This is a genomic window from Bradyrhizobium sp. RP6 (assembly GCF_003837805.1).
Taxonomy (GTDB): domain Bacteria; phylum Pseudomonadota; class Alphaproteobacteria; order Rhizobiales; family Xanthobacteraceae; genus Bradyrhizobium.
The window spans coordinates 23,787-45,230 of record NZ_RQIT01000023.1 but is presented as its reverse complement, the minus strand read 5'-3'; the positions used below and the strand labels follow the sequence as shown (position 1 = coordinate 45,230).

General features: G+C 64.7%; 25 protein-coding genes. 24 read left to right on the top strand and 1 reads right to left on the bottom strand.

The window, feature by feature from the left end; all coding sequences use genetic code 11:
• Nucleotides 1–2: 2 nt before the first annotated feature.
• A complete protein-coding gene (locus EHH60_RS30020; protein WP_124162970.1) occupies nucleotides 3–791 on the bottom strand; it encodes a DUF1217 domain-containing protein in 789 nt (262 codons plus the stop codon).
• 142 nt (nucleotides 792–933) lie between these two features.
• Between EHH60_RS30020 and motA the strand changes: the two genes are divergently transcribed.
• From motA to EHH60_RS29900, 24 genes are all read left to right on the top strand, one after another.
• Nucleotides 934–1,830, top strand: coding sequence for a flagellar motor stator protein MotA (gene motA, locus EHH60_RS30015; RefSeq protein ID WP_027572805.1), 897 nt, complete (start codon nucleotides 934–936; stop codon nucleotides 1,828–1,830).
• Nucleotides 1,827–2,768 (top strand): flagellar motor switch protein FliM, encoded by a 942-nt coding sequence (locus EHH60_RS30010; protein ID WP_124162969.1) that lies wholly within the window; start codon nucleotides 1,827–1,829, stop codon nucleotides 2,766–2,768. Before motA ends, EHH60_RS30010 begins: the two co-directional genes overlap by 4 nt.
• On the top strand, nucleotides 2,749–3,063 hold the full coding sequence (locus tag EHH60_RS30005) for a hypothetical protein (RefSeq protein WP_124162968.1): 315 nt from the start codon (nucleotides 2,749–2,751) through the stop codon (nucleotides 3,061–3,063). The genes EHH60_RS30010 and EHH60_RS30005 overlap by 20 nt, the downstream gene beginning before the upstream one ends.
• 76 nt (nucleotides 3,064–3,139) lie before the next feature.
• Entirely contained in the window at nucleotides 3,140–3,514 is a 375-nt protein-coding gene (gene fliN / locus EHH60_RS30000) for a flagellar motor switch protein FliN (RefSeq protein ID WP_061877142.1), read from the top strand.
• A 2-nt stretch (nucleotides 3,515–3,516) separates the two neighbouring features.
• Nucleotides 3,517–4,557, top strand: a complete 1,041-nt coding sequence (locus EHH60_RS29995; protein ID WP_124162967.1) for a flagellar motor switch protein FliG — start codon at nucleotides 3,517–3,519, stop codon at nucleotides 4,555–4,557.
• 13 nt (nucleotides 4,558–4,570) lie between these two features.
• Complete coding sequence (gene flhB / locus EHH60_RS29990) at nucleotides 4,571–5,656, top strand: flagellar biosynthesis protein FlhB (protein WP_124162966.1); 1,086 nt, start codon at nucleotides 4,571–4,573, stop codon at nucleotides 5,654–5,656.
• Nucleotides 5,657–5,721: 65 nt separating this feature from the next.
• Nucleotides 5,722–6,123 (top strand): flagellar basal body rod protein FlgB, encoded by a 402-nt coding sequence (flgB, locus tag EHH60_RS29985; RefSeq protein ID WP_124162965.1) that lies wholly within the window; start codon nucleotides 5,722–5,724, stop codon nucleotides 6,121–6,123.
• 11 nt (nucleotides 6,124–6,134) lie between these two features.
• Nucleotides 6,135–6,551, top strand: a complete 417-nt coding sequence (gene flgC / locus EHH60_RS29980; protein WP_124162964.1) for a flagellar basal body rod protein FlgC — start codon at nucleotides 6,135–6,137, stop codon at nucleotides 6,549–6,551.
• A gap of 2 nt (nucleotides 6,552–6,553) precedes the next feature.
• Nucleotides 6,554–6,883, top strand: a complete 330-nt coding sequence (gene fliE / locus EHH60_RS29975) for a flagellar hook-basal body complex protein FliE (protein ID WP_124162963.1) — start codon at nucleotides 6,554–6,556, stop codon at nucleotides 6,881–6,883.
• Between the two features lie 17 nt (nucleotides 6,884–6,900).
• The gene (gene flgG, locus EHH60_RS29970) at nucleotides 6,901–7,689 is read left to right on the top strand and encodes a flagellar basal-body rod protein FlgG (RefSeq protein WP_124162962.1); all 789 of its coding nucleotides are present in this window, start codon (nucleotides 6,901–6,903) and stop codon (nucleotides 7,687–7,689) included.
• A gap of 13 nt (nucleotides 7,690–7,702) precedes the next feature.
• A complete protein-coding gene (gene flgA / locus EHH60_RS29965) occupies nucleotides 7,703–8,179 on the top strand; it encodes a flagellar basal body P-ring formation chaperone FlgA (protein WP_199752199.1) in 477 nt (158 codons plus the stop codon).
• Complete coding sequence (gene flgI, locus EHH60_RS29960) at nucleotides 8,176–9,306, top strand: flagellar basal body P-ring protein FlgI (RefSeq protein WP_124162960.1); 1,131 nt, start codon at nucleotides 8,176–8,178, stop codon at nucleotides 9,304–9,306. The genes flgA and flgI overlap by 4 nt, the downstream gene beginning before the upstream one ends.
• Before the next feature lie 67 nt (nucleotides 9,307–9,373).
• Nucleotides 9,374–10,138, top strand: a complete 765-nt coding sequence (locus EHH60_RS29955) for a MotE family protein (RefSeq protein ID WP_199752197.1) — start codon at nucleotides 9,374–9,376, stop codon at nucleotides 10,136–10,138.
• Nucleotides 10,139–10,846 (top strand): flagellar basal body L-ring protein FlgH, encoded by a 708-nt coding sequence (gene flgH, locus EHH60_RS29950; RefSeq protein WP_124162958.1) that lies wholly within the window; start codon nucleotides 10,139–10,141, stop codon nucleotides 10,844–10,846. It begins immediately after the preceding gene.
• A 39-nt stretch (nucleotides 10,847–10,885) separates the two neighbouring features.
• Entirely contained in the window at nucleotides 10,886–11,329 is a 444-nt protein-coding gene (locus EHH60_RS29945; RefSeq protein ID WP_124163017.1) for a flagellar basal body-associated FliL family protein, read from the top strand.
• Nucleotides 11,326–12,066 (top strand): flagellar type III secretion system pore protein FliP, encoded by a 741-nt coding sequence (gene fliP, locus EHH60_RS29940; protein ID WP_035715624.1) that lies wholly within the window; start codon nucleotides 11,326–11,328, stop codon nucleotides 12,064–12,066. Before EHH60_RS29945 ends, fliP begins: the two co-directional genes overlap by 4 nt.
• A 265-nt stretch (nucleotides 12,067–12,331) precedes the next feature.
• Nucleotides 12,332–13,240: a flagellin N-terminal helical domain-containing protein gene (locus EHH60_RS29935; protein WP_124162957.1), complete on the top strand. Its 909-nt coding sequence runs from the start codon at nucleotides 12,332–12,334 to the stop codon at nucleotides 13,238–13,240.
• 276 nt (nucleotides 13,241–13,516) lie between these two features.
• Complete coding sequence (locus tag EHH60_RS29930; protein ID WP_057030126.1) at nucleotides 13,517–14,431, top strand: flagellin N-terminal helical domain-containing protein; 915 nt, start codon at nucleotides 13,517–13,519, stop codon at nucleotides 14,429–14,431.
• Nucleotides 14,432–14,723: 292 nt separating this feature from the next.
• Nucleotides 14,724–16,349, top strand: coding sequence for a flagellar basal-body MS-ring/collar protein FliF (fliF, locus tag EHH60_RS29925; RefSeq protein ID WP_199752195.1), 1,626 nt, complete (start codon nucleotides 14,724–14,726; stop codon nucleotides 16,347–16,349).
• Nucleotides 16,346–17,050 carry a hypothetical protein gene (locus tag EHH60_RS29920; RefSeq protein ID WP_124162955.1) on the top strand — a complete coding sequence of 235 codons (705 nt, stop codon included), beginning with the start codon at nucleotides 16,346–16,348 and terminating at the stop codon, nucleotides 17,048–17,050. The genes fliF and EHH60_RS29920 overlap by 4 nt, the downstream gene beginning before the upstream one ends.
• Nucleotides 17,051–17,056: 6 nt before the next feature.
• Complete coding sequence (locus EHH60_RS29915) at nucleotides 17,057–18,370, top strand: MotB family protein (RefSeq protein ID WP_124162954.1); 1,314 nt, start codon at nucleotides 17,057–17,059, stop codon at nucleotides 18,368–18,370.
• Nucleotides 18,367–19,545 carry a chemotaxis protein gene (locus tag EHH60_RS29910; RefSeq protein WP_124162953.1) on the top strand — a complete coding sequence of 393 codons (1,179 nt, stop codon included), beginning with the start codon at nucleotides 18,367–18,369 and terminating at the stop codon, nucleotides 19,543–19,545. The genes EHH60_RS29915 and EHH60_RS29910 overlap by 4 nt, the downstream gene beginning before the upstream one ends.
• Nucleotides 19,542–20,888: a flagellar hook-length control protein FliK gene (fliK, locus tag EHH60_RS29905; RefSeq protein ID WP_124162952.1), complete on the top strand. Its 1,347-nt coding sequence runs from the start codon at nucleotides 19,542–19,544 to the stop codon at nucleotides 20,886–20,888. Before EHH60_RS29910 ends, fliK begins: the two co-directional genes overlap by 4 nt.
• Entirely contained in the window at nucleotides 20,839–21,420 is a 582-nt protein-coding gene (locus tag EHH60_RS29900; RefSeq protein WP_124162951.1) for a transglycosylase SLT domain-containing protein, read from the top strand. Before fliK ends, EHH60_RS29900 begins: the two co-directional genes overlap by 50 nt.
• The last annotated feature ends 24 nt before the right edge of the window (nucleotides 21,421–21,444 follow it).

Genomic DNA, 21,444 nt, shown 5'->3' with positions numbered 1-21,444 from the left:
GCTTACCTGTTGAACTTGATGTTCTGAAGCGTCGTGAGCATGTTGGTATCCATGCTGATCGACGTCGACGCGCCGGCGATCAGAACCAGTGCGGGGTTGGTCGAGGCGTCGCTCTGGGCCTGGGTCGCATCCCACATCGCCGCGAAACGCTGTACGAATTTTGTGACCTTGGCCGGGTCCTGGAAATCGGCGAGATCGATCTTGTCCGTGATCATCTTGGCCTGGGCGTCGATGTCGGCCGAGCTGATCGTCGACGACCAGCCCATTGCAGTCTGCACCACCTGCGTCAGTGCCTTGTCGGCGAGGATCTGGTAGCCGGTCGTGATCGTGGAAGCCTTGCGGGTGAAGTACAGCGCCAGTCGCAGGCCTTCGTTCTGATCGCCGGCCTTCTCTTCCATGGTCTGCGTGACGTATTGGGTCGCGGTGCCGGTCGTGGCCGCGGCGGCCTGGGTTGCCTTGTCGCCGAGGGCGGCGAAATTGAAGGCGGCGGCAAATTGCCGGTAGCGGGTGTCGGTCAGCTTGTTCGCGAAGGCGTCCTTGCTCGCAACGCCCTCGGTCAGCACCTTGCGCATGAACGCCTTGGCGTAGGTCATGTCGCTGAGGCCGTAGGCCTTCATCGCGTAGGAATAGAGACGATAGTCCTTCAGGAAATCGTCGATGGTCTTCACGTTGCCGATATGGCTGAGGAAGTAATCCGTCTCGCGGCTGACATCCGGCTGCTTCGCGACCTGCGTCAGCGACTTGCCCATGTCGTTGGTCAGTCTGGTGTAGTCCGCAATGGTGGATAGCATGACACGCGCCCCTCTGGCCGCTGTTGCGGCACCGCTGCAAGCTGCCGCCGGTTGCTTGCGCGAGGCTGGCGACGAAGAAGCCAGCCTCGCGCAAGCGTGGCCGACTAGATATTCCCGATGGCATCGGTGATGGAGCGGCGCGTTGGGCAGTTTCGTGGGGATTTTCATCACGGTAGCGGCGCTGCTCGGCGGCTTTGCCGCCATGGGCGGGCACCTGGCCGTGCTCATGCAGCCGTGGGAATTCGTCATCATCATAGGCACCGCGGTCGGCACCTTCATCCTGGCCAATCCGTGGAAGACGGTCGTCGACAGCGGGGTCGCCTGCATGCAGGCCATCACCAACGCGGTGCCGGGACAGCGCTATTACCTCGACCTGCTCGGGGCGCTGCACGCCCTGATGCGTGAGCTGCGGGGCAAGGGCCGCAACGAGGTGGAGGCGCATATCGACGATCCCTCGTCGTCAGAGATCTTCAAGGCATTCCCCAGCGTGCTCGGCGACCCCTCGCTGCTCCAGTTCATCTGCGACTATGTCCGTCTCATCATCATGGGCAACGCGCGCACGCACGAGATCGAAGCGCTGATGGACGAGGAGATCCACACCATCGTGAAGGGCAAGCTGGCACCTTATCATGCGCTGGTGACGGTGTCGGAAGCGATGCCGGCGCTCGGCATCGTCGCCGCGGTGCTCGGCGTCATCAAGGCGATGGGCGCGCTGGATCAGTCGCCGAAGCTGCTGGGCGGCTTCATCGGCGCCGCTCTCGTCGGCACCTTCGCCGGCATCTTCCTGTCCTACGGCATCATTTCGCCCTTTGCGATCAAGATCAAGATGACGCGCGAGAAGAAGTGCCGGCCTTACATCATCGTCAAGCAGACGCTGCTGGCGTTCATGAACGGCGCCATGCCGCAGATCGCGGTCGAGCACGGCCGCAAGATGATCTCCAGCAGCGAGCGTCCCTCGATCGACGTCGTCGAGAACGAGACCATCGCAGGCCCCAAGGCCGTCGTTGCCGATGCCGAACCCAAGGCGGCGCGCGCATGATGATGGAAGACGCCGAAGTCGATCAGCGCAAGCAGCTGCCGAACTACCTGCTGGACGCCGCCGGCATATCGATCGATCGCATGCCGATGCTCAATGTGATCTTCGATCGCATGGCGGCATCGTGCACCGACAGCCTCCAGCCGATGGCTGGAACACCCTGCTATTTCTCGGTCAACGGCATCACCAACGACCGCGTCGGCGACATCATCAAGGACTACGAGGCCAACGCCGTCGCGGCGGTGCTCTATGCCGAGCAGTGGGACTCCCGCATCATCATCATGCTCGACCGTGACTTCGTGTTCACCATGGTCGAGGCGATGTTCGGCTCCGACGGCGCCGAGCCGCCGCTCGACGTCGAGCGCTCTTTCTCGAATATCGAGCTTCGCCTGGTGCAGGCGCTGTTCGAACGGTTTGCCAAGGCGCTGCAATCCGCCTTCGCCGGCACTTCGAACGTGACCTTTCGCGTGGAGCGGGTCGAGACGGCGATGGCTTCGCTCGCGATCGGGCGGAGTGGCAACATGTCGATCTGCGCGAACATCATGCTGCAGGCCCTCTACCGCGGCGGCCAGATGTTCCTCATCATTCCGCACTCCGCGCTTAATCCGCTCCGGCAGAAGCTTGCTCATGTCGTCGTCAGCGACGGTCGCGCCGCCGACCCGCGCTGGCGCGAGCAGATGGAGAGCGAGGTCCACCGGACCGAGGTCACGCTCAGTGCGGTGCTCGACGAGAAGATGGTGTCCCTCGGTGACGTCGTGAAGTTCCAGGTCGGGCAGGTGCTCGAGCTCGAGGCCACGCCGCGCACGCTGGCCCGTCTCGAAAGCAACAATCAGGTGCTGTTCTGGTGTCAGATCGGCCAGCTTGATGGCTATTACGCCATGCAGGTGGCAGATCCCGTCGATCAGAAGCGGGAGTTCGTCGATGATATCCTATCTCGTTGATGTCGTGCTGCTGATTGCGCTCGCCTTCACCAGCATGCGGGTGACGCGGATGCACCGCGAGCTGGCGCGCTTGCGCAGCTATCAGGGCGAATTCTCGACCATCGTGCACGAGACGGCGGGCGCCTTCGACACGGTCATCACGGCAGCGCACGATTCCACCGCAAATCTCGGACGGCTCGCCAACGTGCTGAGCACGAAGATCGATCAGGCCCACGAGGCGATCGCGGCACTCGATGCCAGAAGCGGCCTCGCACCCGCCGCGACCGCAGGCGGCGCCGACCTGAACAAGCATTGAAGCCGAAGCCGGCAGGACGACTACGATCGGAACGTCACGGCGCTCCGGCAGCGGAAATACCAAGAGGCGATACCAGATGGCGCAATCCTTCGACTATGAGTCTGCACCCGCATCGGCAGAGGCCGAAACCTCTCCCCTGGAGCGGCTGGCGGAGATCGCCCAGCGCACGGCCGAGGAGACCGGCAAGTTCGCCAATATCGATGCCATCCTGCGGATTCCCGTCACCATGCAAGTGGTGCTCGGCTCGGCCACCATTCCGGTGGCGAACCTGATGAAGCTTGGCCGCGGCGCGGTGGTTCCGCTCGATCACCGGGTCGGAGAGCCCGTCGACGTCGTCGTCAACGGCCGCATCGTCGCCCGCGGCGAGGTGGTCGTCGTCGAAGAGGACAATTCCCGCTTCGGCGTTTCGCTCACGGAGATCGTTGGTCCGCTGGGGCAGGGTGATACCTGATCATGGCGGCACCGGTCGGCATCGCGCCAGCCAAGCAGCGAGGTGTTACCACGCTGGGCGGCACGGAAAAGGTAGCCGCGCTCCTGCTGGCGATGGGCCGGCAGGCGGCGGCGAGCGTGCTGCAGCAGTTCGAGCCGCAGGAGATCCGCATCGTCACCAAGGCGGCGGCGGAGCTGCGGCCGATCACCGCGCAGGAGCTCGAGGGGATCGTCGAGGAGTTCGCCCAGCAGTTCTCGATGGGCGCGAACATCCTCGGCACTCTCGGTGGCCTGGAAGCCGTGCTCGGCGACGTGCTTCCGGCCGACCAGGTCTCGCAGATCATGTCGGATCTGCTCGGCAATTCGAGCCGGTCGGTGTGGGACCGCGTCTCGTCGGTGTCCGAAAACTCGCTCGCGAGCTATTTGTCCAAGGAGCATCCGCAGACGGCGGCGCTGATCCTGTCCAAGGTCAAGCCGGCCTGCGCCGCCAAGGTCATGAGCCAGCTGCCCTCGAGCCTGCGCAACGAACTGATGCGGCGCGTTCTGAGCCTCAAGCCGATCGTCGACGAGGCCATGCGCATCATCGAGAAGACGTTGCACGAGGACCTGACGTTGAACTTCGCCCGCAACCTTGGCGCCGACACCTACGCCCGCGTCGCCGACATCATCAACAAGATGGAACGTGGCCATATCGAGGACATGCTGAAGAGCCTGTCGGAGAAGCGGCCGAAATCGGCCGAAGTGCTGAAGGAGCTGCTGTTCACCTTCGACGACGTGGTCAATTTGACGCCGAAGGCGCGTACCATGATCTTCGACCAGGTGCCGACTGACCGCATCGTCGTCGCGCTGAAGGGCACCGACAAGCATTTCCGCGAGTTGATACTGTCCTCGGTCGCCTCGCGCGTCCGCCGCGTCGTCGAGCACGAGCTCGCCATCGGCGAGCCGTCGAACCAGCGCGACGTGCTGGAAGCGCGGCGCGTGATCACCGATCTGGCGCTCGAGCTGGCGGAGAAGGGCGAAATCGAGCTCAACCCCGAGCAGGAGGATGAGCTGGTCTTCCGCTGACCGCTGAACGGGCATGGCAGAAACATCCGATCAGGAGAGCAAGACAGAAGAGCCGACCGAGAAGAAAGTCCGCGATGCGCTCGAACAGGGCAAGATTCCGGTCTCTCGCGAGGCGTCCATTTTCGCCTCGATGGCCGCGCTGATGGTGATCCAGGCGTTCCTGATCGGCCACGGCGTGCAGCAATTGACGCCGACGCTGAAGAGCCTACTCGACGATCCCGAGGGCTTCCCGCTCAGCACCGGCGCTGACGCGCAGAACCTGCTCTCCGTTGTCGGCCTGCAGGCCGTGCGGTTCCTGCTGCCGCTGGTGGTGGTCCTGGTGGTGTTCGGGCTTGCCGCTTCGCTGTTGCAAAACGCACCGCGCCTTGTGCTCCAGCGCATCAAGCCGGACCTGTCGCGAATCTCTCCGGTCAGCGGCTGGAGCCGATTGTTCGGGACGCAGGGCCTGATCGAGTTCGCCAAGTCGCTGTTCAAGCTTGCCGCGGTGACCGCCGTCGTCGCCTTCGTGCTGCGCGCGTCCGAAGCGAGGGCTTTCGAGGCGATGTACACCGATCCGGTCGCGCTGCCGGAGATGATCCTCAACATCGCGATGCGGATCGTCTCGGCGATCTGCATCGCGACCATCGTCCTGGTCGCAATCGATCTCGCCTGGGCGCGCTTCCACTGGCGACGCGAGCTGCGCATGACCAAGCAGGAGATCAAGGACGAGCACAAGCAGGCCGAGGGCGATCCGCTGATCAAGGCGCGCCTGCGCTCGCTGGCGCGCGACCGCTCGCGGCAACGGATGATCGCCTCCGCCGCGCGCGCCACGCTTGTGATCGCGAACCCGACGCACTTCGCGATCGCGCTGCGCTACAAGCGCGAGGAAAATCCCGCGCCGCTCGTGGTGGCCAAGGGCATGGACGTGATCGCGCTGAAGATCCGCGAGGTTGCGGAGCAGAACAGGATTCCCGTCATCGAGAACAAGGCGCTGGCGCGCGCACTCTACGAGGCGGTTCAGGTCGATCAGGTGATCCCGGCTGAGTTCTTCCGCCCCGTCGCCGAGATCATCTACTTCCTCCAGTCGAAGCAGGCGCCGCGGACCGAGAAGGTCCAGTAGATTTCCGAGGACGACGTCCGGCCCAACAGCTTGACGAAAGCTTAACGACCTAGGCTCCTCTCCGAATGGACCGGAATGGAGCTGTCGTGGGACCGCTTTACCTCTTCGAACTCGCATCGTCGCAGGCGCGCTATCTCGAGCTCCGCCAGTCGACCATCGCCACCAACGTTGCCAACGCCAACACGCCGGGCTTCAGGGCGCGAGACGTCGAGCCTTTCAACAAGGTGCTCGACGGCATGCCGGTGAGGCTCGCCACGAGGTCGCCGTCGCACATGCAATTGTCCGCGGCCGAGACCGACACGCGTGCGACCGCGAAGAAGGATAGCTGGGAAGTGGTTCACTCCGGAAACTCCGTCAGCCTCGAGCAGGAAATGATCAAGGGCAGCGACGTCAATCGCGACTATTCGATGAACTCGGCGATCGTGCGGTCGTTTCACCGCATGGTCCTGTCGAGCGCAAAGGCCTGAGGTGAACTGACATGCTGGACTCACTGAGCGCCTCCCTGACGGTCGCGAGCTCCGGGCTCGAAGCGCAGTCGACGCGCATGCGCATCGTCTCGGAGAATCTCGCCAACGCGACCTCGACGGGACGCACAGCCGGCGCTGATCCCTATCAGCGCAAGACCATCACCTTCGATGCAGCGATGGACCGGGCCGCGGGTGCGCAGCTCGCGAAAGTCAAGGAGATCGGCGTCGACACCACGCCTTACCGCGTCGAATACGATCCCGGACATCCTGCCGCCGACAAAGCCGGCTACGTCAAGCTGCCGAACGTCAACATGATGATCGAGATGGCGGACATGCGGGAAGTCAACCGGTCCTATGAAGCCAATCTCCAGGTCGTGAAACAGGTGAGGTCGATGCTCGGCATGACAATGGACCTCTTGAGGAGCTGACGATGCTTGAGGCGATTTCATCCACGGCGATCTCCGCAGGACAGGCCGCGAGCCGCGCCACCGAGACGCAGGCCATCTCGCCTGCGTCGACTGCGGCGGTCCAGACCACTGACGACGTCGGCTTCGACTCGGTGATGAAACAGGTAACGACCGACGCGATCGGAACGCTGAAGGCGGGCGAGGCGGCGTCGATCTCGGCGATGCAGGGCAAAGAGTCGACGCGACGCGTCGTCGAGGCGCTGATGTCAGCCGAGCAGGCGCTGCAGACGGCGGTCGCGGTGCGCGACAAGGTCGTGCAGGCCTACCAGGAAGTCGTTCGGATGTCGATTTGATCTGAGGAGTGACCTAAGTGAAATCGCTCGCCATTGCGGCCACGGGCATGAACGCCCAGCAGACCAACATCGAAGTCATCGCGAACAACATCGCCAATATCAATTCGACCTCCTACAAGCGGGCGCGCGCGGAATTCACCGATCTGTTCTACCAGATGGACCGCATGCAGGGCGTGGCGAACGTCAACGGTTCCTCGCCGATCCCCGAAGGCGCCAATCTAGGCCTAGGCGTCAAATCGGCGGCCATCCGCAAGCTGCACATTCAGGGCGCGTTGACGCAGACCGGAAATCCGTACGATCTCGCCATCAACGGCCGCGGCTGGTTCCAGGTGCTCGGTCCCAACAACGAGGTGCAATACACCCGTGCGGGCTCATTCAACGTCAATGCCAACGCTCAGCTCGTCACGATCGACGGTTATCTGCTCGATCCCGCGATCACCATTCCGCAGGGGACGGTGGAGGTCACTGTCAACCAGACCGGCCAGGTGTTTGCCAAGCTCGACACGGAAGTGAACCCGAGGCAGATCGGCCAGCTCAACCTCGCCAATTTCGCCAACGAAGCGGGCCTCGAACCACTCGGCAGCAATCTCTACAAGGAGACCACGGCGTCGGGCACGCCCGTCGTCGGACTGCCGGGCGATGCCGGCTACGGCAAGATCAACCAGAAATGGCTCGAAGCCTCGAACGTCGACCCGGTCAAGGAAATCACCGAGTTGATCTCGGCCCAGCGCGCCTACGAAATGAATGCCAAGGTCATCCAGGCCTCGGATGAGATGGCCCAGACGGTCTCGAAGGGCATGCGCTAGTTCCGGTGTCGCGATGTTGAACAGGGTGGGCCTGATCATGCGCGGGTTGGCCGCCGTGCTGCTGGTTCTCGTCGTGGCGCGCGGCGCTGCGGCCGAGGAGAAGCGGCTTCCCGTGCCGGCCGTCTCGATTCGAGCCGGTGAGCTGATCCGGGAGGAGATGATCACCGAACGCGCCTTCGCGCCGAGCCTGCTCGGTGTCGCCATGTTCATCGAGGGCCGTCAGGTCCTGGTCGGCCGCATGGCGAGGCGCGCTCTGCTTCCGGGCCAGCCCATTCCGACCAATGCGGTGGAGGACCCCTGGACCGTCGCTCGCGGCGCCACGGTCAAGGTCGTGGTCGAAGACAGCGGCCTGTCCATCGTCACCTACGGTTCGGCGATGCAGTCGGGTGCGGCCGGCGCGCTCATCCCGGTACGCAATACGGATACCGGGGTTATCATCAGGGGAGTCGTCCAGCCGGACGGCACCGTCAGGGTCGTGGACGGGTCATGACCAGACTCCTGCTTGCGCTCGTCCTGCTCATGTCGGTCGCCAGCGCCCAGGCTGCCGTCCGCATCAAGGACATCGCGGATATCAAGGGTTTGCGCGAGAACCAGATCGTCGGTTACGGCCTCGTCATCGGCCTGAACGGCACCGGCGACACGCTTCGCAACGCGCCGTTCACGGAACAGTCCCTGCAATCGATGCTCGAGAACATGGGCATCAATGTCAGGAACGAGACCACGAGCACCAACAACCCCCCGCGTCCGACGACGCTGCGCACGCGCAACGTCGCGGCGGTGATGGTGACTGCGGACCTGCCGCCATCGATCGGGCCCGGCGAGCGCATGGACGTCACCGTGTCGTCGCTCGGCGATGCGACGTCGCTGCTCGGCGGCACGCTGGTCATGACGTCGCTGCGCGCCGCGGACGGCGCCGTCTATGCGGTGGCGCAGGGTGCGATCACGGTCGCCGGCTACAGCGTCGGAGGCCAGGCGCAGAACGTCAGCCAGGGCACGCCGACCGCCGGGCGTATCCCGAACGGTGCGCTGGTCGAGCGCGAGGTGCAGGGAAGCCTCCACGAGATGGAGTTCCTTGTGCTGGAGCTGAAGAACCCCGACTTCGTCACTGCAACGCGCATTCTCGACGCCATCAACCGTTACGCCGGCGGACGCTATCGCGCGCAAATCGCCTTCGAGCGCGACTACCGCACCATCGTGCTGTCGAAGCCGCGCCACATCGGCCCTGTCCGCTTCCTGGCCGAGATCGGCGAACTGACGGTCGAACCGGATACGCCGGCGCGGGTCGTGATCAACGAGCGCACCGGCACGGTCGTGATCGGACGCGACGTGCGGATATCGACCGTTGCCGTGACCCACGGCAATCTGACGGTTCGTGTCACGGAAATGCCGGTCGTGTCGCAGCCGGCGCCGTTCTCGCGAGGGCAGACGGTGGTCGTCCCGCAGACCGTGGTCGAAGCCAACGAGGCGGGAGCGCAGGTGGCGATCCTGAGTGGGGTCGATCTCCAGCGCCTGGTGCGCGGGCTGAACCAGATCGGCCTCAAGCCATCGGGGATCATCGCGATCCTCCAGGCGATCAAGACGGCAGGTGCGCTCCAGGCCGACGTCATCGTGCAATGATGCATAAGCGTCGTGCAAGCTTGGTCGCTCAATGCTCAAGTCTCGACCGAGAATCGCACGCGGCCCGATGCTGAAGCTGGATCACAAAGCCAAATTCCTCCTGCTGGCCGCGGCCTCAATGCTCGCGAGCGCACCGCCCGTGCTGGCGCTGGACGAGGCCAGGGCGTCGAAGCCGCTCAACCTGCTCTCCTTCGCGCGCGCGCGTGCGGCTGGACCGCAGAAGCCGCAGCCGCCGGCCGGCCCCAATTCCGGCGAGAGTGCTCCGATCCGGGCGACGGCATGGGCGGCCGAAGAGTCGGGACCCGCGGTCACCGGGGCGATGCCGGCATCCGAGACCCCGACACCCGCGCCCGCACCGGTGCGTCCGGCCAAGCCCGGCAGCGTCACGGCGCCGCCGAAGCCTGCGCCGCCGCAGGCTGCCCCGGCCCCGGACAACGAAATCGCCCTGTTCTGCAGCAACGTCGCCGATCCCGCCGTCGACGCAAGGCTGGCCTGGCAGCTCAAGGAGCTGGAGAAGGCCGAGAGCCTGCTGCGCGAGCGCATTGCCGAAGTCGAGGCCAAGCGCGCCGAATACGAGAAGTGGATGGCGCTGCGCGACGACTTCCTGAAGAAGGCCGAAGCGAGCGTGGTCGAGATCTATTCGCGCATGAAGCCCGAAGCTGCGGCGACCCAGATCGCCGGCATGACCGACGAGACTGCTGCCGCCGTGCTCGCCAAGCTCAGCCCGAGGAACTCGAGCGCCATCTTCAACGAGATGGACACGGCGCGCGCGGCACATCTCGCCGACCTGCTCGGCGGCATGCGTCGCGTGGACGACGGAAAGAGCAAATAGATGAACAAGCCGATCCTCATCCTCTCGCTCCTGGCCGCGTCCGTGCTCCTGGCCGGATGCTACCATGATCCGGCCGAAGTCCTGACCGGTCCGCAGATGTCCCCTGTCGGCAGCGGCCTGCGGATGCAGGCTGATCCGATCCCGGTGACGCCGCGCATGCGTACGCCCGTCAGCTATCGCTCGACCTGGGACGACGGCACTGATCTCTACCGCGATCCCCGCGCCCGTCGCACCGGCGACGTCGTGACGGTGATCATCTCGATGCAGGACAAGGCCAAGCTCGACAACAAGACCGGCCGCTCGCGCGATTCGCAGGTCAAGTTCGGGCTCGACTGGCTGATGGACATCGCAGGCTGGAGCGACACTGGCCAGGCCAACGCCAATCTCAGCACCAATACCCAGATCAAGGGCAACGGCCAGATCGATCGCACCGAGGACATCAAGCTGTCGATCGCGGCCATCGTCACCGACGTGCTGCCGAACGGCAACATGATGATCAGCGGCTCGCAGGAATTTCGCGTCAACACGGAGATGCGCGTGCTCAACGTCGGCGGCATCGTACGTCCGCGCGATATCTCGCGAACCAACACGATCTCCTACGAAAAGATCGCCGAGGCGCGCGTGTCCTATGGCGGTCGCGGAAATCTGTCGGACGTGCAGCAGCCTGGATGGGGACACCGGATCTATGATGCTGTGGCACCATTCTGAGGCTTGCGGTCCGGTCGCGCCGCCATGGCAGGGGACGTTATGCGCCTGATTGCCGCCTTCGTCGTCCTGACCTTGATCGCGATCGGCGCGGGCGCTCTTGCCGGCCTGCATCTGATCGCGACCGCCGAGCGCGTTGCCGATGCGAAGAAGAGCGCCACGCCACCGCCGATCGCCTCAAGCTACGCCGGCAGCGCGCGGCTCAGGAAACTCTCGCCGATCGTGACCAATCTCGCCGCACCGGCCAACAACTGGGCGCGCATCGAGGCCTCCATGGTGACCGACAGCATGAGCGACGAGGATGCCGGCATTCTGGCCGCCCACATCAGCGAGGACATCGTGACCTATCTGCGGTCGGCGACGGTCGCGCAGTTCGAGGGATCGCGCGGGCTCCAGCATCTGCGCGAAGACCTGACCGAGCGCGCCAACATCCGATCGTCGGGCAAGGTTCGCGAATTGATCATCGAGACGCTGGTGATCCAGTGAGAGTGAGAGTCCTGCTGCTCGCGCTGGTTCTGGTCGTGCTGCCCGAAGCGGCATTGGCCCAGATTCCGGACCTGAATTCCCTGTTGCCGCCGGGAAACGGCTCGACCAGCGGCCGCATCATCCAGCTGATGGCGCTGATCACGGTGCTGTCGGTGGCGCCGGGGCTGCTCATCATGGTGACGAGCTTCACGCGATTTGCGGTGGCGTTGTCGTTCCTGCGCGCCGGTCTCGGCCTCCAGACCACGCCTGCCAACCTCGTGCTGATCAGTCTCGCGTTGTTCATGACCTTCTACGTCATGGCGCCGACCTTCGACAGGGCCTGGGAGACCGGCGTCCAGCCGCTGATGAAGAACGAGATCTCGGAAGAGGAAGCGTATCTGAAGATCACCGACCCGTTCCGGGAATTCATGCTGGCCCATGTCCGCGACAAGGATCTCCAGACCTTCGAAGCGCTCGCCGCGGAGAGCTTCCGCAAAAAGTTCGACGACAAGCGCATCGACTTGCGCGTCATCATTCCGGCCTTCATGATCTCGGAGCTCAGGCGCTCGTTCGAGATCGGATTCCTCATCATTCTGCCGTTCCTGGTGATCGACATGATCGTGGCGACGCTGACCATGTCGATGGGCATGATGATGATGCCGCCGACGATCCTGGCGCTGCCATTCAAGATGCTGTTCTTCGTGCTGATCGACGGCTGGAACCTGCTGGCCTCCGGATTGGTACGCTCGTTCTCGTAGCCACCGCGGTCGCCGACCGGCTGGTTATGGTTAAGCGAAACGTGCCGGTTATGGTTAGCGTCGAGTAATGTTAACCATATGATTTTACTGCGGAATTTGGTCGGGCCTTAATCTGGAGGCAAGATTCGGCGTGCTAGCAATACGGCACGGCGGGTTGGACCCACCCCACATCAGTCCAAAGGCATGATGCCGTCCCTCCGTACCGGTGAAAGCCCGGTATGTCCCCTCGTGAAAATGTATCGCGTACAAAAAAGGGACATTCGCAATGTCAAGCCTGCTTACGAACTCGACTGCCATGACCGCGCTCCAGACCCTGCGGTCTGTGGGTTCGCAACTCTCCACCACGCAGAACCGGATCTCCACCGGTCAGCGCGTGGCCACCGCTTCGGACAACGCCGCTTATTGGTCGATTGCCACCTCGATGCGCTCCGACAATGCCGCGTTGTCCGCGGTTTCCGACTCGCTCGGTCTGTCGGCCGCGACCGTCGACACCGAATACACCGCTCTGACCACGGTCATCGGTGACAAGGACTCCGGTCTGACCAAGCTCCAGTCGCTGCTGGTCCAAGCCAAGACCGCAGGTATCGACCGCACCAAGATCCAGGCGGACGTCACCCAGATCCAGCAACAGATGAAGAGCACGGCCAATGCCGCGACCTTCAACGGCATCAACTGGCTGAGCACGACGACCGGCACCACACCGACGAGCTTCAGCCTCGTGTCTTCGTATTCTCGCGTCGGCGGCACGCCCACGATCGGCTCCATCACCGTGACGACCGCCAACTACACGCTCTACTCCAGCACGCAGACCGGCATTCTGGACACCGTGAGCGGCAGTGCGTCGGTCGACACGATCAACATCTCCGCGTTGACCGATTCGGCAGCTGACCAGACCACGCTCGATGGCTACATCGCGCAGGTCACGACCGCCATCAATTCGGTGGCCGCGTCCGCCGCCAATCTCGGTGCCGTCAAGAACCGTATCTCGACCAACACGGAGTTCGTGAAGTCGCTGATGGACTCGGTTGATCGCGGTGTCGGCCAGCTCGTCGATGCGGACATGAATGCGGAATCCACCCGCCTGGCCGCCCTTCAGGTCCAGCAGCAGCTGGGCGTTCAGGCGCTTTCGATCGCCAACAACAGCAGCCAGAGCATCCTGTCGCTGTTCCGCTAAGATCCAGGTCATCGGAGGAGGGCCGCGCTTCTCGCGAAGCGCGGCCCTTTCGTTTGGCGTGACGCCATGCGCACGCCGTCATTTCGGCTCTCTGTTGCAGCTTGAGCACAGAGCCACAAGCCCCGCACAAGCTTCGCTCGCTAACCTCGCCGCTACGACAGATTGGGCCTTGAACCCGCGTTTGCGGCACGCCCAAAGGCATGACGCCGCTCTGTCGTACCGGTGCAAGCCCGGTATGTCCCCCAAGCTCGATTCAATCTTCAAAGGGACATCAAAATGGGTTCTAGTCTTCTCACCAACTCCTCCGCCATGACCGCGCTCCAGACCCTGCGGTCTGTCAGCACGCAACTCGCCACCACGCAGAACCGGATCTCCACCGGTCAGCGCGTGTCCACCGCTTCGGACAACGCTGCCTATTGGTCGATTGCGACCTCGATGCGCTCCGACAACGCCGCGCTGTCCGCGGTCTCCGACTCGCTCGGCCTGTCGGCCGCGACCGTCGACACTGAATATACCGCACTGACTTCGGTGATCGGCGACAAGGAATCCGGCCTGACCAAGCTCCAGGCGCTGCTGGTCGAAGCCAAGACTGCCGGTATCGACCGCACCAAGATCCAGGCCGACATCACCCAGATCCAGCAGGACATGAAGCTCAAGGCCAACTCGGCCACCTTCAACGGCATCAACTGGCTGAGCACAACGACGGGCACCACGCCGACGAGCTTCAACCTCGTCTCGTCGTATTCGCGGGTCGGCGGCACGCCCACCATCGGTTCGATCACCGTGACGACTGCCAACTACACGCTCTACTCGACGACGCAGACCGGCATTCTGGACACTGTGGCTGGCAGCGCCTCGGTCGACACGATCAACATCTCGGCACTGACCGACTCGGCCGCCGACCAGACCACGCTCGACGCCTACATCGCGCAGGTCACCGCCGCCATCAACTCGGTGGCCTCGGCCGCTGCCGATCTCGGCGCGGTCAAGAACCGCATCTCGACCAACACGGAATTCGTCAAGACCCTGATGGACTCGGTGGATCGCGGTGTCGGCCAGCTCGTCGACGCCGACATGAACGCGGAATCGACCCGCCTGCAGGCTCTGCAGACCCAGCAGCAGCTCGGCGTTCAGGCGCTCTCGATCGCCAACCAGAACAGCCAGAGCATCCTGTCGCTGTTCCGCGGCTAAGCGGCGCTTTCGAAAGCGACCGTGCTCCCTCAGGGAGCACGGTCCCCGCCGTGATGGTGGGCGCCGACACGCGACGTGCCGGCAATCGAACCTTCGTCGTCGTGCGACATGCTGCAGCCGCTCGGACTGCCGTGCGCCCGAGCGCTCGCTCGCGGCTGCCAAACCGATTGCGTCGCCTCGTCTTGCATAATTGCAACGCCTCGCCAGCGAACCCCAACATTCGCGCCCCGCGCAACCTTCAGACAAGGTTGGCAGCTGAGTGTCGTCACCATTCGCATTGGTACGAGGTCATATGCTCAGTCGTGCGCAGGTACAGCAACTGCTCAACAATCTGCTGGAGCTTGGGCCGCGACGCCTGATGGCCTTGGGACTGATCGGCTTTGCGGTTCTCGTCACCGTCGTCGGCGGCGCCTATTATCTCAGCCGCCCCGAGTTCGAAACGCTCTACACCGGCCTCACCCGCGAAGACGTGACGCGCATCGGCGCGGCGCTGCGCGAGCAGAACATCACCTTCGACGTCAATTCCGCCGGCGATGCGGTCTCGGCGCGCCCGAGCCAGACCATGCAGGCGCGGATGCTGCTTGCGGAGAAGGGGCTGCCGACCAGCGCCAATTCCGGCTACGAGCTGTTCGACAAGATCGGCTCGCTCGGCCTGACCTCGTTCATGCAGGAGGTCACCAAACTCCGGGCACTGGAGGGCGAGATTGCGCGCACGGTCCAACTGATGAAGGGCGTGAAGGCGGCGCGGGTGCATATCGTGCTGCCGGTGCGAGGCTCGTTCCGCGCGACGCAACAGCCGCCATCGGCATCGGTCGTGCTGCGCACCGACGGCGCGATCGAGGCGCGCACGGCCCAGTCGATCCGTCATCTGGTCGCCGCCGCCATCCCCGGCATGAGCCGCGACAAGGTGACGGTGCTGGACGCCGACGGCTCGATGCTGCTCGCCGAAGAGGACGAGGCGAGCGCGGCGCCGACCAGGATGGCGAGCCTGCAGAAGACGGTCAGCGGCATGGTGCAGGAGAACATCCGCAAGGCGCTGACGCCGTATCTCGGCCTCGACAATTTCGAGGTGAGCGTTGCACCGCAGCTCTCCACCGACAAGCGGCAGATCAACGAGACGGTCTATGATCCCGAGAGCCGCGCCGAACGTTCGGTGCGGAACGTGCGCGAGAAGGAATCGTCACAGAACGCCGACCGCTCGACGCCGACCACGGTGCAGCAGAATCTCCCCGACCAGCAGGTGAATGCCGGCGGCGGCAAGAACTCCAGCGAGGACAAGAGCCGCCGCGAGGACGTCACCAATTTCGAGGTCTCGTCCAAGACTACGATGACGGTGAGCGACGGGTATTCCGTCAAGAAGCTCTTCATCGCCGTCCTGGTCAACCGCGCGCGGCTAGTCGCTGATCTCGGCGACAAGAGCAACCAGGCCATCATCGACAGCAAGCTCGCGGAGATCAGTCAGCTCGCGGCGACGGCGGGCGGACTGGACAAGGCGCGCGGCGACCAGATCCAGGTGACGGCCGTCGATTTCATCGAGGGCTCGCGTGAGCTGGCGCCGGTGCCTCCGATCAGCTTCGTCGAGATGATCAACAAGCAGCTCGGCAGCGTCATCAATGCCGTGACGATCCTGGCCGTTGCCTCGATGCTGGTCTGGTTCGGGCTTCGGCCCGCGGTCAACGGGATTCTGACCCATCGCGCGGAGCAGGAGCAGGCCGAGGCGGCTGAGGCCGCCCAACTCGAGGCTGCGGCGGCCCTTGCGTTGCCCGACAGCGAGGAGGCCGAGCTCAACCTCGTCGAAGACCTCGAAGGCAAGATGCAGCGAACGCCGCAGAAGCGGCTGGAGCAGATCGTCCGGCTCGATCAGATGCAGGCGGCAGCGATCCTTAAAGACTGGATGCGGCGTGAGGAGGCGGCATGAACGCGGCAATCGGAAAACTCCTGACGCAGTTCGACGCGAATGGCCGGGTCAAGTCGTCGCCGCCTCCGCCGCCGAAAATCCAGGACGTGCTGACCAGGACGAAGGAAACCCGGCGCGAGCCGCAGCCTCAAATGCAGCCTCAGACCCAGGCGCCGCCGCAGCCGCAGCTTCAGGCGCCGCCGTCGCCTCCCGCGCCGGAAGCTGCGTCCGTCAATCTCCTGGACGATGCCTATCGGCGAGGTCATGCGGCCGGCGTCGCGGAGGGCGACGCCAGGTTGGCGGAGGAGCGCGTACGTAGCGCGATCCGGCTCGGCGAGGAGCGGGCCAAATGGTCCGACCAGCAGGCGCTCGCGATCGTCAGCGGCTTCGAGGCGGCTTGCCGCGAGATCGAGAGCAACATCGCAAGCTCCGTTGCGCGGATATTGCTGCCGTTCCTCACTGAGGCGGTGCGCGACAAGGCAATCGGGTCGCTGGTCGAGCAGGTTGCGGCGCTGACCGGCAGTTCACCGACGCCGGTGTTCAAGGTCACCGGCCCGAGCGAGCTGCTCGACCTCGTGAAGACGCAGCTCGACGCTTCCCGGCGAACCGGCATCGAGTACGAGGCGGCCGACACCTTCGAGGTCCGCGTCGTGGCCGACCAGACCGTGATCGAGACACAGATCTCCGCCTGGAGTGAACGCCTCAAGGAAGCGCGCCGGTAGTCCGCCATGGAAGAGGTCAAGCATGAGATCGTGATCGTCCGCCGGCGCAGCGCCTTCGCCGAGGAGGCGCATCATGGCGGCGTCTGGAAGATCGCCTATGCGGACTTCATGACCGCGATGATGGCGTTCTTCCTGGTCATGTGGCTGCTCAATGCGCTCAACCAGGACCAGAAGCAGGTGGTCGCGAGTTACTTCAACCCGATCAAGCTTGCCGAGAACGCGCCTGCCCCAAAGGGTCTGAAGGATCTCTCCAAGAAAGAGCCGTCGTCGTTCGAAGGCCAGGACGGCAAGCGTCAGCCGGCCGGGCCGAACGAAGAACGTCGCGGCGATTCTCCGACTGCCGAGAAGCCGGCCTCTTTCGAGGAGAAGGTCCTGTTCCGGGACCCCTATGCGACGCTCACCGAGATCGCCAACAGCGCGAACCAGTCCACGGGCCAGCGGCGTGCCGGCGCTCTGACGTCGGCCGAAGAGGACGGCCTCAAGGGTGGCGACGCTTACCGCGATCCCTTCGATCCCGGCTATTGGAAGCTGGCGCCGCAGGCGTCCAGGGACGCGGATCGCTTCATCGAGAGCGAGCCCAAGCCGAACGCGTCCGCGCGCGACGGCGCAGCCGGAACAAATGCGGGCGAGTCGCAGGCGCGCCGGGCCAAGGTGGAAGAGGCGGGCGGAAGCGTGGCTCCGAACGCGGATAGCCCGTCCGCAAGCCTGTCGCCACTGCTGCCGCCGGGCCCCGCACCCGCGCAATCCTCGCGCGAGGGCAGCGCCCAATCTGGCGTTCAACCCAATGCCGCCCCCCAGACGCGTTTCAACGACCCGGCAAAGGAGTCCGAACCGCGCGGTGAAGCGCAAACGCAGCAGCCGACCCTGAAGCAGCTTCAGTCCGCGATCGCGGACGCGCTGTCGGATATCAAAGCGGGCGCGGGGCCAGCGGCCGAGGTGCGTCAGGTCGAAGAAGGACTCCTGATCAGCCTGACCGACGATGCGAGCTTCGGCATGTTCGCGGTCGGCTCGGCCGAGCCGCGGCCCGAGCTGATCCGCGTGATCGACAAGATCGGGCCGCTGCTGACCAAGCGCCAGGGCGTGATCATCGTGCGCGGCCATACCGATAATCGGCCGTATCGGTCGGAAACCTACGACAATTGGCGGCTGTCGACTGCCCGTGCGCAGATGGCCTATTACATGCTGGTTCGCTCCGGCGTCGATGCGCGGCGGATCGAGCATATCGAAGGTTACGCCGACCGGCGGCCGAAGCTTCCGAACGATCCGGCGGCCGCACAGAACCGCCGGATCGAGATCCTGATCCGGGAGAAGCGCCCTTGATCAGGCTGCTGCGCCGCGCCGCCTTGCTGCTGCTGCCGTTCACGGCGGCGAGTGCGCTTGCCCAGCCGGCGCCCCCGTCCGGCGAGCCCTATGAGCTCGTCCGTGCGCTACAGGCGGTGCAGGACGGCATAGCCAACGGCGACACCGCTGCGCATAACAGCCACATCGCGATGATCCGGCAGATCGGCGAGAAGTTTCTCGCTGCCGATCCCGCGGTGTGGAGCCATCCGCAGAACAGCCAGGCCGTGGTCATCTACCTGCTCAGCGGCGGTGCGCCGCAAGTCGTCCGCAAGCTGCCGCGCGACAAGATGAACGTCGACGAGCGGCTGTTCAACGGTGCGCTCGCCTATGTCGAGGGTCGTCAGGACGAGGCGCGGGAGCTGCTCAAGGACGTCAAGCCGCGGACGATTCCCTCGGGCCTGGGCGGACAGGTCGCGCTGGTCCAGGGCGCGCTGTTCGCGCGTGCGGAGGCATCGCTCGCCATCGAGCGTCTGGATGACGCGCGCCTGCTGTTGCCCGGCACACTCGTCGAGGAGGCGGCGCTGCGGCGCGAGATCCTGCTGGTGGGGCAGGCGGAGGATTTCGAGAAGTTCGAGTTCCTGACGCTGGCCTATATCCGTCATTACCGCAATTCGATCTATGCCGGCGATTTCTGGCAGCGCTTCTCCGCGGGGCTGACGCAATCGAGCCTGGCGCTCGACGACCGCCGCTTTGCGCGGATCACGGCCCTGCTGGAGCAGATCGATCGCTCGAGCCGCCTCAAGCTGTATTTCGTGATCGCGCGCGCCGCGATGGTGCGCGGACAGCTGGCCGTGACCCGGCTGGCGGGCGAGAAGGCGCTGACGCTCAGCGCCGACGCATCCGCAGATCGCGAGCGGGCCCATTTCTTCCGCGGCGCCTCGCGGGTACTCACCGACGAATATGACGGCGGTCTGGCCGAGCTGAAGGCGCTCGACCGGTCGAAGCTGCCCGAGCGCGACGTCCCCCTTCTGAATGCCACGGTGCAGCTCGCGCTCGACGTTCGCAAGCCTTTCGCTGGCGGATCCGTTGCCGCTGCCGACAAACCGCCGGCAACGCCGGCGCGGCTCGATTTGTCCTCATCGAGCGTGACGCTCGCGCGCGCGCAGAAGCAGCTCGGCGAGCTTGAACTCCTTACCAGGGACCGCCGTCCATGACCAAGCTCAATGGAACCTCCGGACAGCTCTTCTCGGGTCTCGCCGAGAGCCTCAACGTGCGCGGGGCGTCGCGTTCCGCAAAGAGCGCCGGGACCAAATCGCCGGCAAATTCGTTCAACGATCTGCTCCACACCGTCTCGAACCTCGCAAAGCAGGCACTGAGCGATGACGGCAGCGATATGACCGCGAAGGCCGGAACGCTGCGCACGCGTCTGGCCCACCCGACCGAGAAAGAGAAGCCGCAGCACGCGACGGTGCACGAACCTGTCGCGGCGATCGACCAACCAGATCCCACAGAAGTATCCTCCGACAATAAGACGGACAGGTCATCGGAGAAGCAACATCCGGTCGATCATGCCACGAGGGCAGACGTCCAGGGCCAATCGGGCGTTGCTGTTGCGGTCGGGCAGGAGATCGCGCTTGCGTCTGCCGTGAAGCTGCAGATGCTACAGTCCTCCGACAGGGACGTGTCTGCGCGCGACGAGCGGTCCTCGACGATGAAGCGCGACGCTCCGGCCATGGGCGCGGCGAAGGCAGCGCCGGCCGACACCGCCCCATCCAGTGTCGCTTCGACCGGCACGCGCTCGCAGGCTGCGGCTTCGCAAGCGATGGCCGCGCCGCAGTTGCCATCGACGCAAGGAAAGGAGCCTTCGAGCGCAATGCCTGCGTCACCAGGCTTCGAAGCGGTCACGGCCAATGTCGAGCGTGCTGCCAGGGCTTCGACGCGCGCCGCGCTGCCCGAGACGACCAAGGTCACCGTGGTCCAGCAGGAAACCCATCTGCCGCCGGCGCAGTTCAACGCCCCGCAACAGGTCGCCAATGCAGTCGTCGCCGAGTTGAAGGAGTCCTCGGCTCCGACAGCGTCGGCAACGCCGGATCTTGCAGCTTCCCGGACCAATGCGCCGGATCAGCCGCTCAAGATCCTGACCATCAATCTCGAGCCGCCGGCGCTCGGCAACGTCACCGTGCGCCTGCGTCTCGTCGGCACCGAAGTGTCCGTCCAGCTTGCCGCCGAGCGCAAGGACACGAGCCAAATGCTCGACCAGCAGCGCGACCAGATCCGCGATCTCATGCAGTCGGCGGGCTACGTCGCCGACGTCGCGCCGGTCCAGCACGGCTCGCTGGACGGATTCCAGAGCGGCTCCGGCCATTCGCAGCCGCAGCTCTCGGGCCAGCACCAGCCCTCGTCGCAGTCGCAAGGCGCGTTCGGCGGCGCCGGCACGTCCCCGGGGCAGTCCGACGGCGGTGCGAAGCAGGCCCGGCAGGAGCGCCAGTTCAACCAGGAGACGCGTCATGATCAGGACGTGGCGCCGCATCATCGTCGCGGCCCTGTTTATCTCTAGTGCGAGCGCTGCCCGGGCGGCCGAGGAAATTGCGCGCCCCTGCGAGCGTGAGATGGCGCGTGCGGCTCGGCAGCACGGGATTCCGCTCGGCATTCTCTACGCGGTCGGCCTCACCGAGACCGGTCGGCGCGGCGCGCTGCATCCCTACGCCCTCGGTGCCGACGGCCAGACCGTGTTCGCCAAGGACATGAACGACGCAATCGCGAATTTCGAGACGATGCGCAGCAAGGGGATCAAGCTCATCGACCTCGGTTGCATGCAGATCAACCACTATTATCACGGCGACAAGTTCGCTTCGGTACGGGCGATGTTCGATCCCGCTGGGAACGTCGACTACGCCGCGCGCTTCCTGAAAGAGCTGAAGCAGCGCGAAGGCAGCTGGACCATGGCGGTCGCGCGCTACAATGCCGGTCCCAACAACCAGCCGGCTCAGAAGCGCTACGTCTGTCACATCGTCGCTCATCTCGTATCGAGCGGCTTCGGCGCGTGGACCGACAAGGCGCGCTCGTTCTGCCAACCGAAAACGACATGACAACATGAAGTTGTGCATCGCTTC

Excerpts from the sequence above, each read along its gene's own strand:
- EHH60_RS29930 (WP_057030126.1), top strand. The coding sequence starts at position 13,517 with ATGGGTTCTAGTCTTCTCACCAACTCCTCCGCCATGACCGCGCTCCAG.
- fliF (WP_199752195.1), top strand. The coding sequence starts at position 14,724 with ATGCTCAGTCGTGCGCAGGTACAGCAACTGCTCAACAATCTGCTGGAG.
- fliE (WP_124162963.1), top strand. The coding sequence starts at position 6,554 with ATGCTTGAGGCGATTTCATCCACGGCGATCTCCGCAGGACAGGCCGCG.
- flgC (WP_124162964.1), top strand. The coding sequence starts at position 6,135 with ATGCTGGACTCACTGAGCGCCTCCCTGACGGTCGCGAGCTCCGGGCTC.
- EHH60_RS30010 (WP_124162969.1), top strand. The coding sequence starts at position 1,827 with ATGATGATGGAAGACGCCGAAGTCGATCAGCGCAAGCAGCTGCCGAAC.
- flgI (WP_124162960.1), top strand. The coding sequence starts at position 8,176 with ATGACCAGACTCCTGCTTGCGCTCGTCCTGCTCATGTCGGTCGCCAGC.
- EHH60_RS29920 (WP_124162955.1), top strand. The coding sequence starts at position 16,346 with ATGAACGCGGCAATCGGAAAACTCCTGACGCAGTTCGACGCGAATGGC.
- flgB (WP_124162965.1), top strand. The coding sequence starts at position 5,722 with ATGGACCGGAATGGAGCTGTCGTGGGACCGCTTTACCTCTTCGAACTC.
- flgA (WP_199752199.1), top strand. The coding sequence starts at position 7,703 with ATGTTGAACAGGGTGGGCCTGATCATGCGCGGGTTGGCCGCCGTGCTG.
- EHH60_RS29955 (WP_199752197.1), top strand. The coding sequence starts at position 9,374 with ATGCTGAAGCTGGATCACAAAGCCAAATTCCTCCTGCTGGCCGCGGCC.
- EHH60_RS29935 (WP_124162957.1), top strand. The coding sequence starts at position 12,332 with ATGTCAAGCCTGCTTACGAACTCGACTGCCATGACCGCGCTCCAGACC.
- EHH60_RS29945 (WP_124163017.1), top strand. The coding sequence starts at position 10,886 with ATGCGCCTGATTGCCGCCTTCGTCGTCCTGACCTTGATCGCGATCGGC.
- flhB (WP_124162966.1), top strand. The coding sequence starts at position 4,571 with ATGGCAGAAACATCCGATCAGGAGAGCAAGACAGAAGAGCCGACCGAG.
- flgH (WP_124162958.1), top strand. The coding sequence starts at position 10,139 with ATGAACAAGCCGATCCTCATCCTCTCGCTCCTGGCCGCGTCCGTGCTC.
- fliN (WP_061877142.1), top strand. The coding sequence starts at position 3,140 with ATGGCGCAATCCTTCGACTATGAGTCTGCACCCGCATCGGCAGAGGCC.
- EHH60_RS29995 (WP_124162967.1), top strand. The coding sequence starts at position 3,517 with ATGGCGGCACCGGTCGGCATCGCGCCAGCCAAGCAGCGAGGTGTTACC.
- fliK (WP_124162952.1), top strand. The coding sequence starts at position 19,542 with ATGACCAAGCTCAATGGAACCTCCGGACAGCTCTTCTCGGGTCTCGCC.
- EHH60_RS30005 (WP_124162968.1), top strand. The coding sequence starts at position 2,749 with ATGATATCCTATCTCGTTGATGTCGTGCTGCTGATTGCGCTCGCCTTC.
- EHH60_RS30020 (WP_124162970.1), bottom strand. The coding sequence starts at position 791 with ATGCTATCCACCATTGCGGACTACACCAGACTGACCAACGACATGGGC.
- EHH60_RS29900 (WP_124162951.1), top strand. The coding sequence starts at position 20,839 with ATGATCAGGACGTGGCGCCGCATCATCGTCGCGGCCCTGTTTATCTCT.
- EHH60_RS29915 (WP_124162954.1), top strand. The coding sequence starts at position 17,057 with ATGGAAGAGGTCAAGCATGAGATCGTGATCGTCCGCCGGCGCAGCGCC.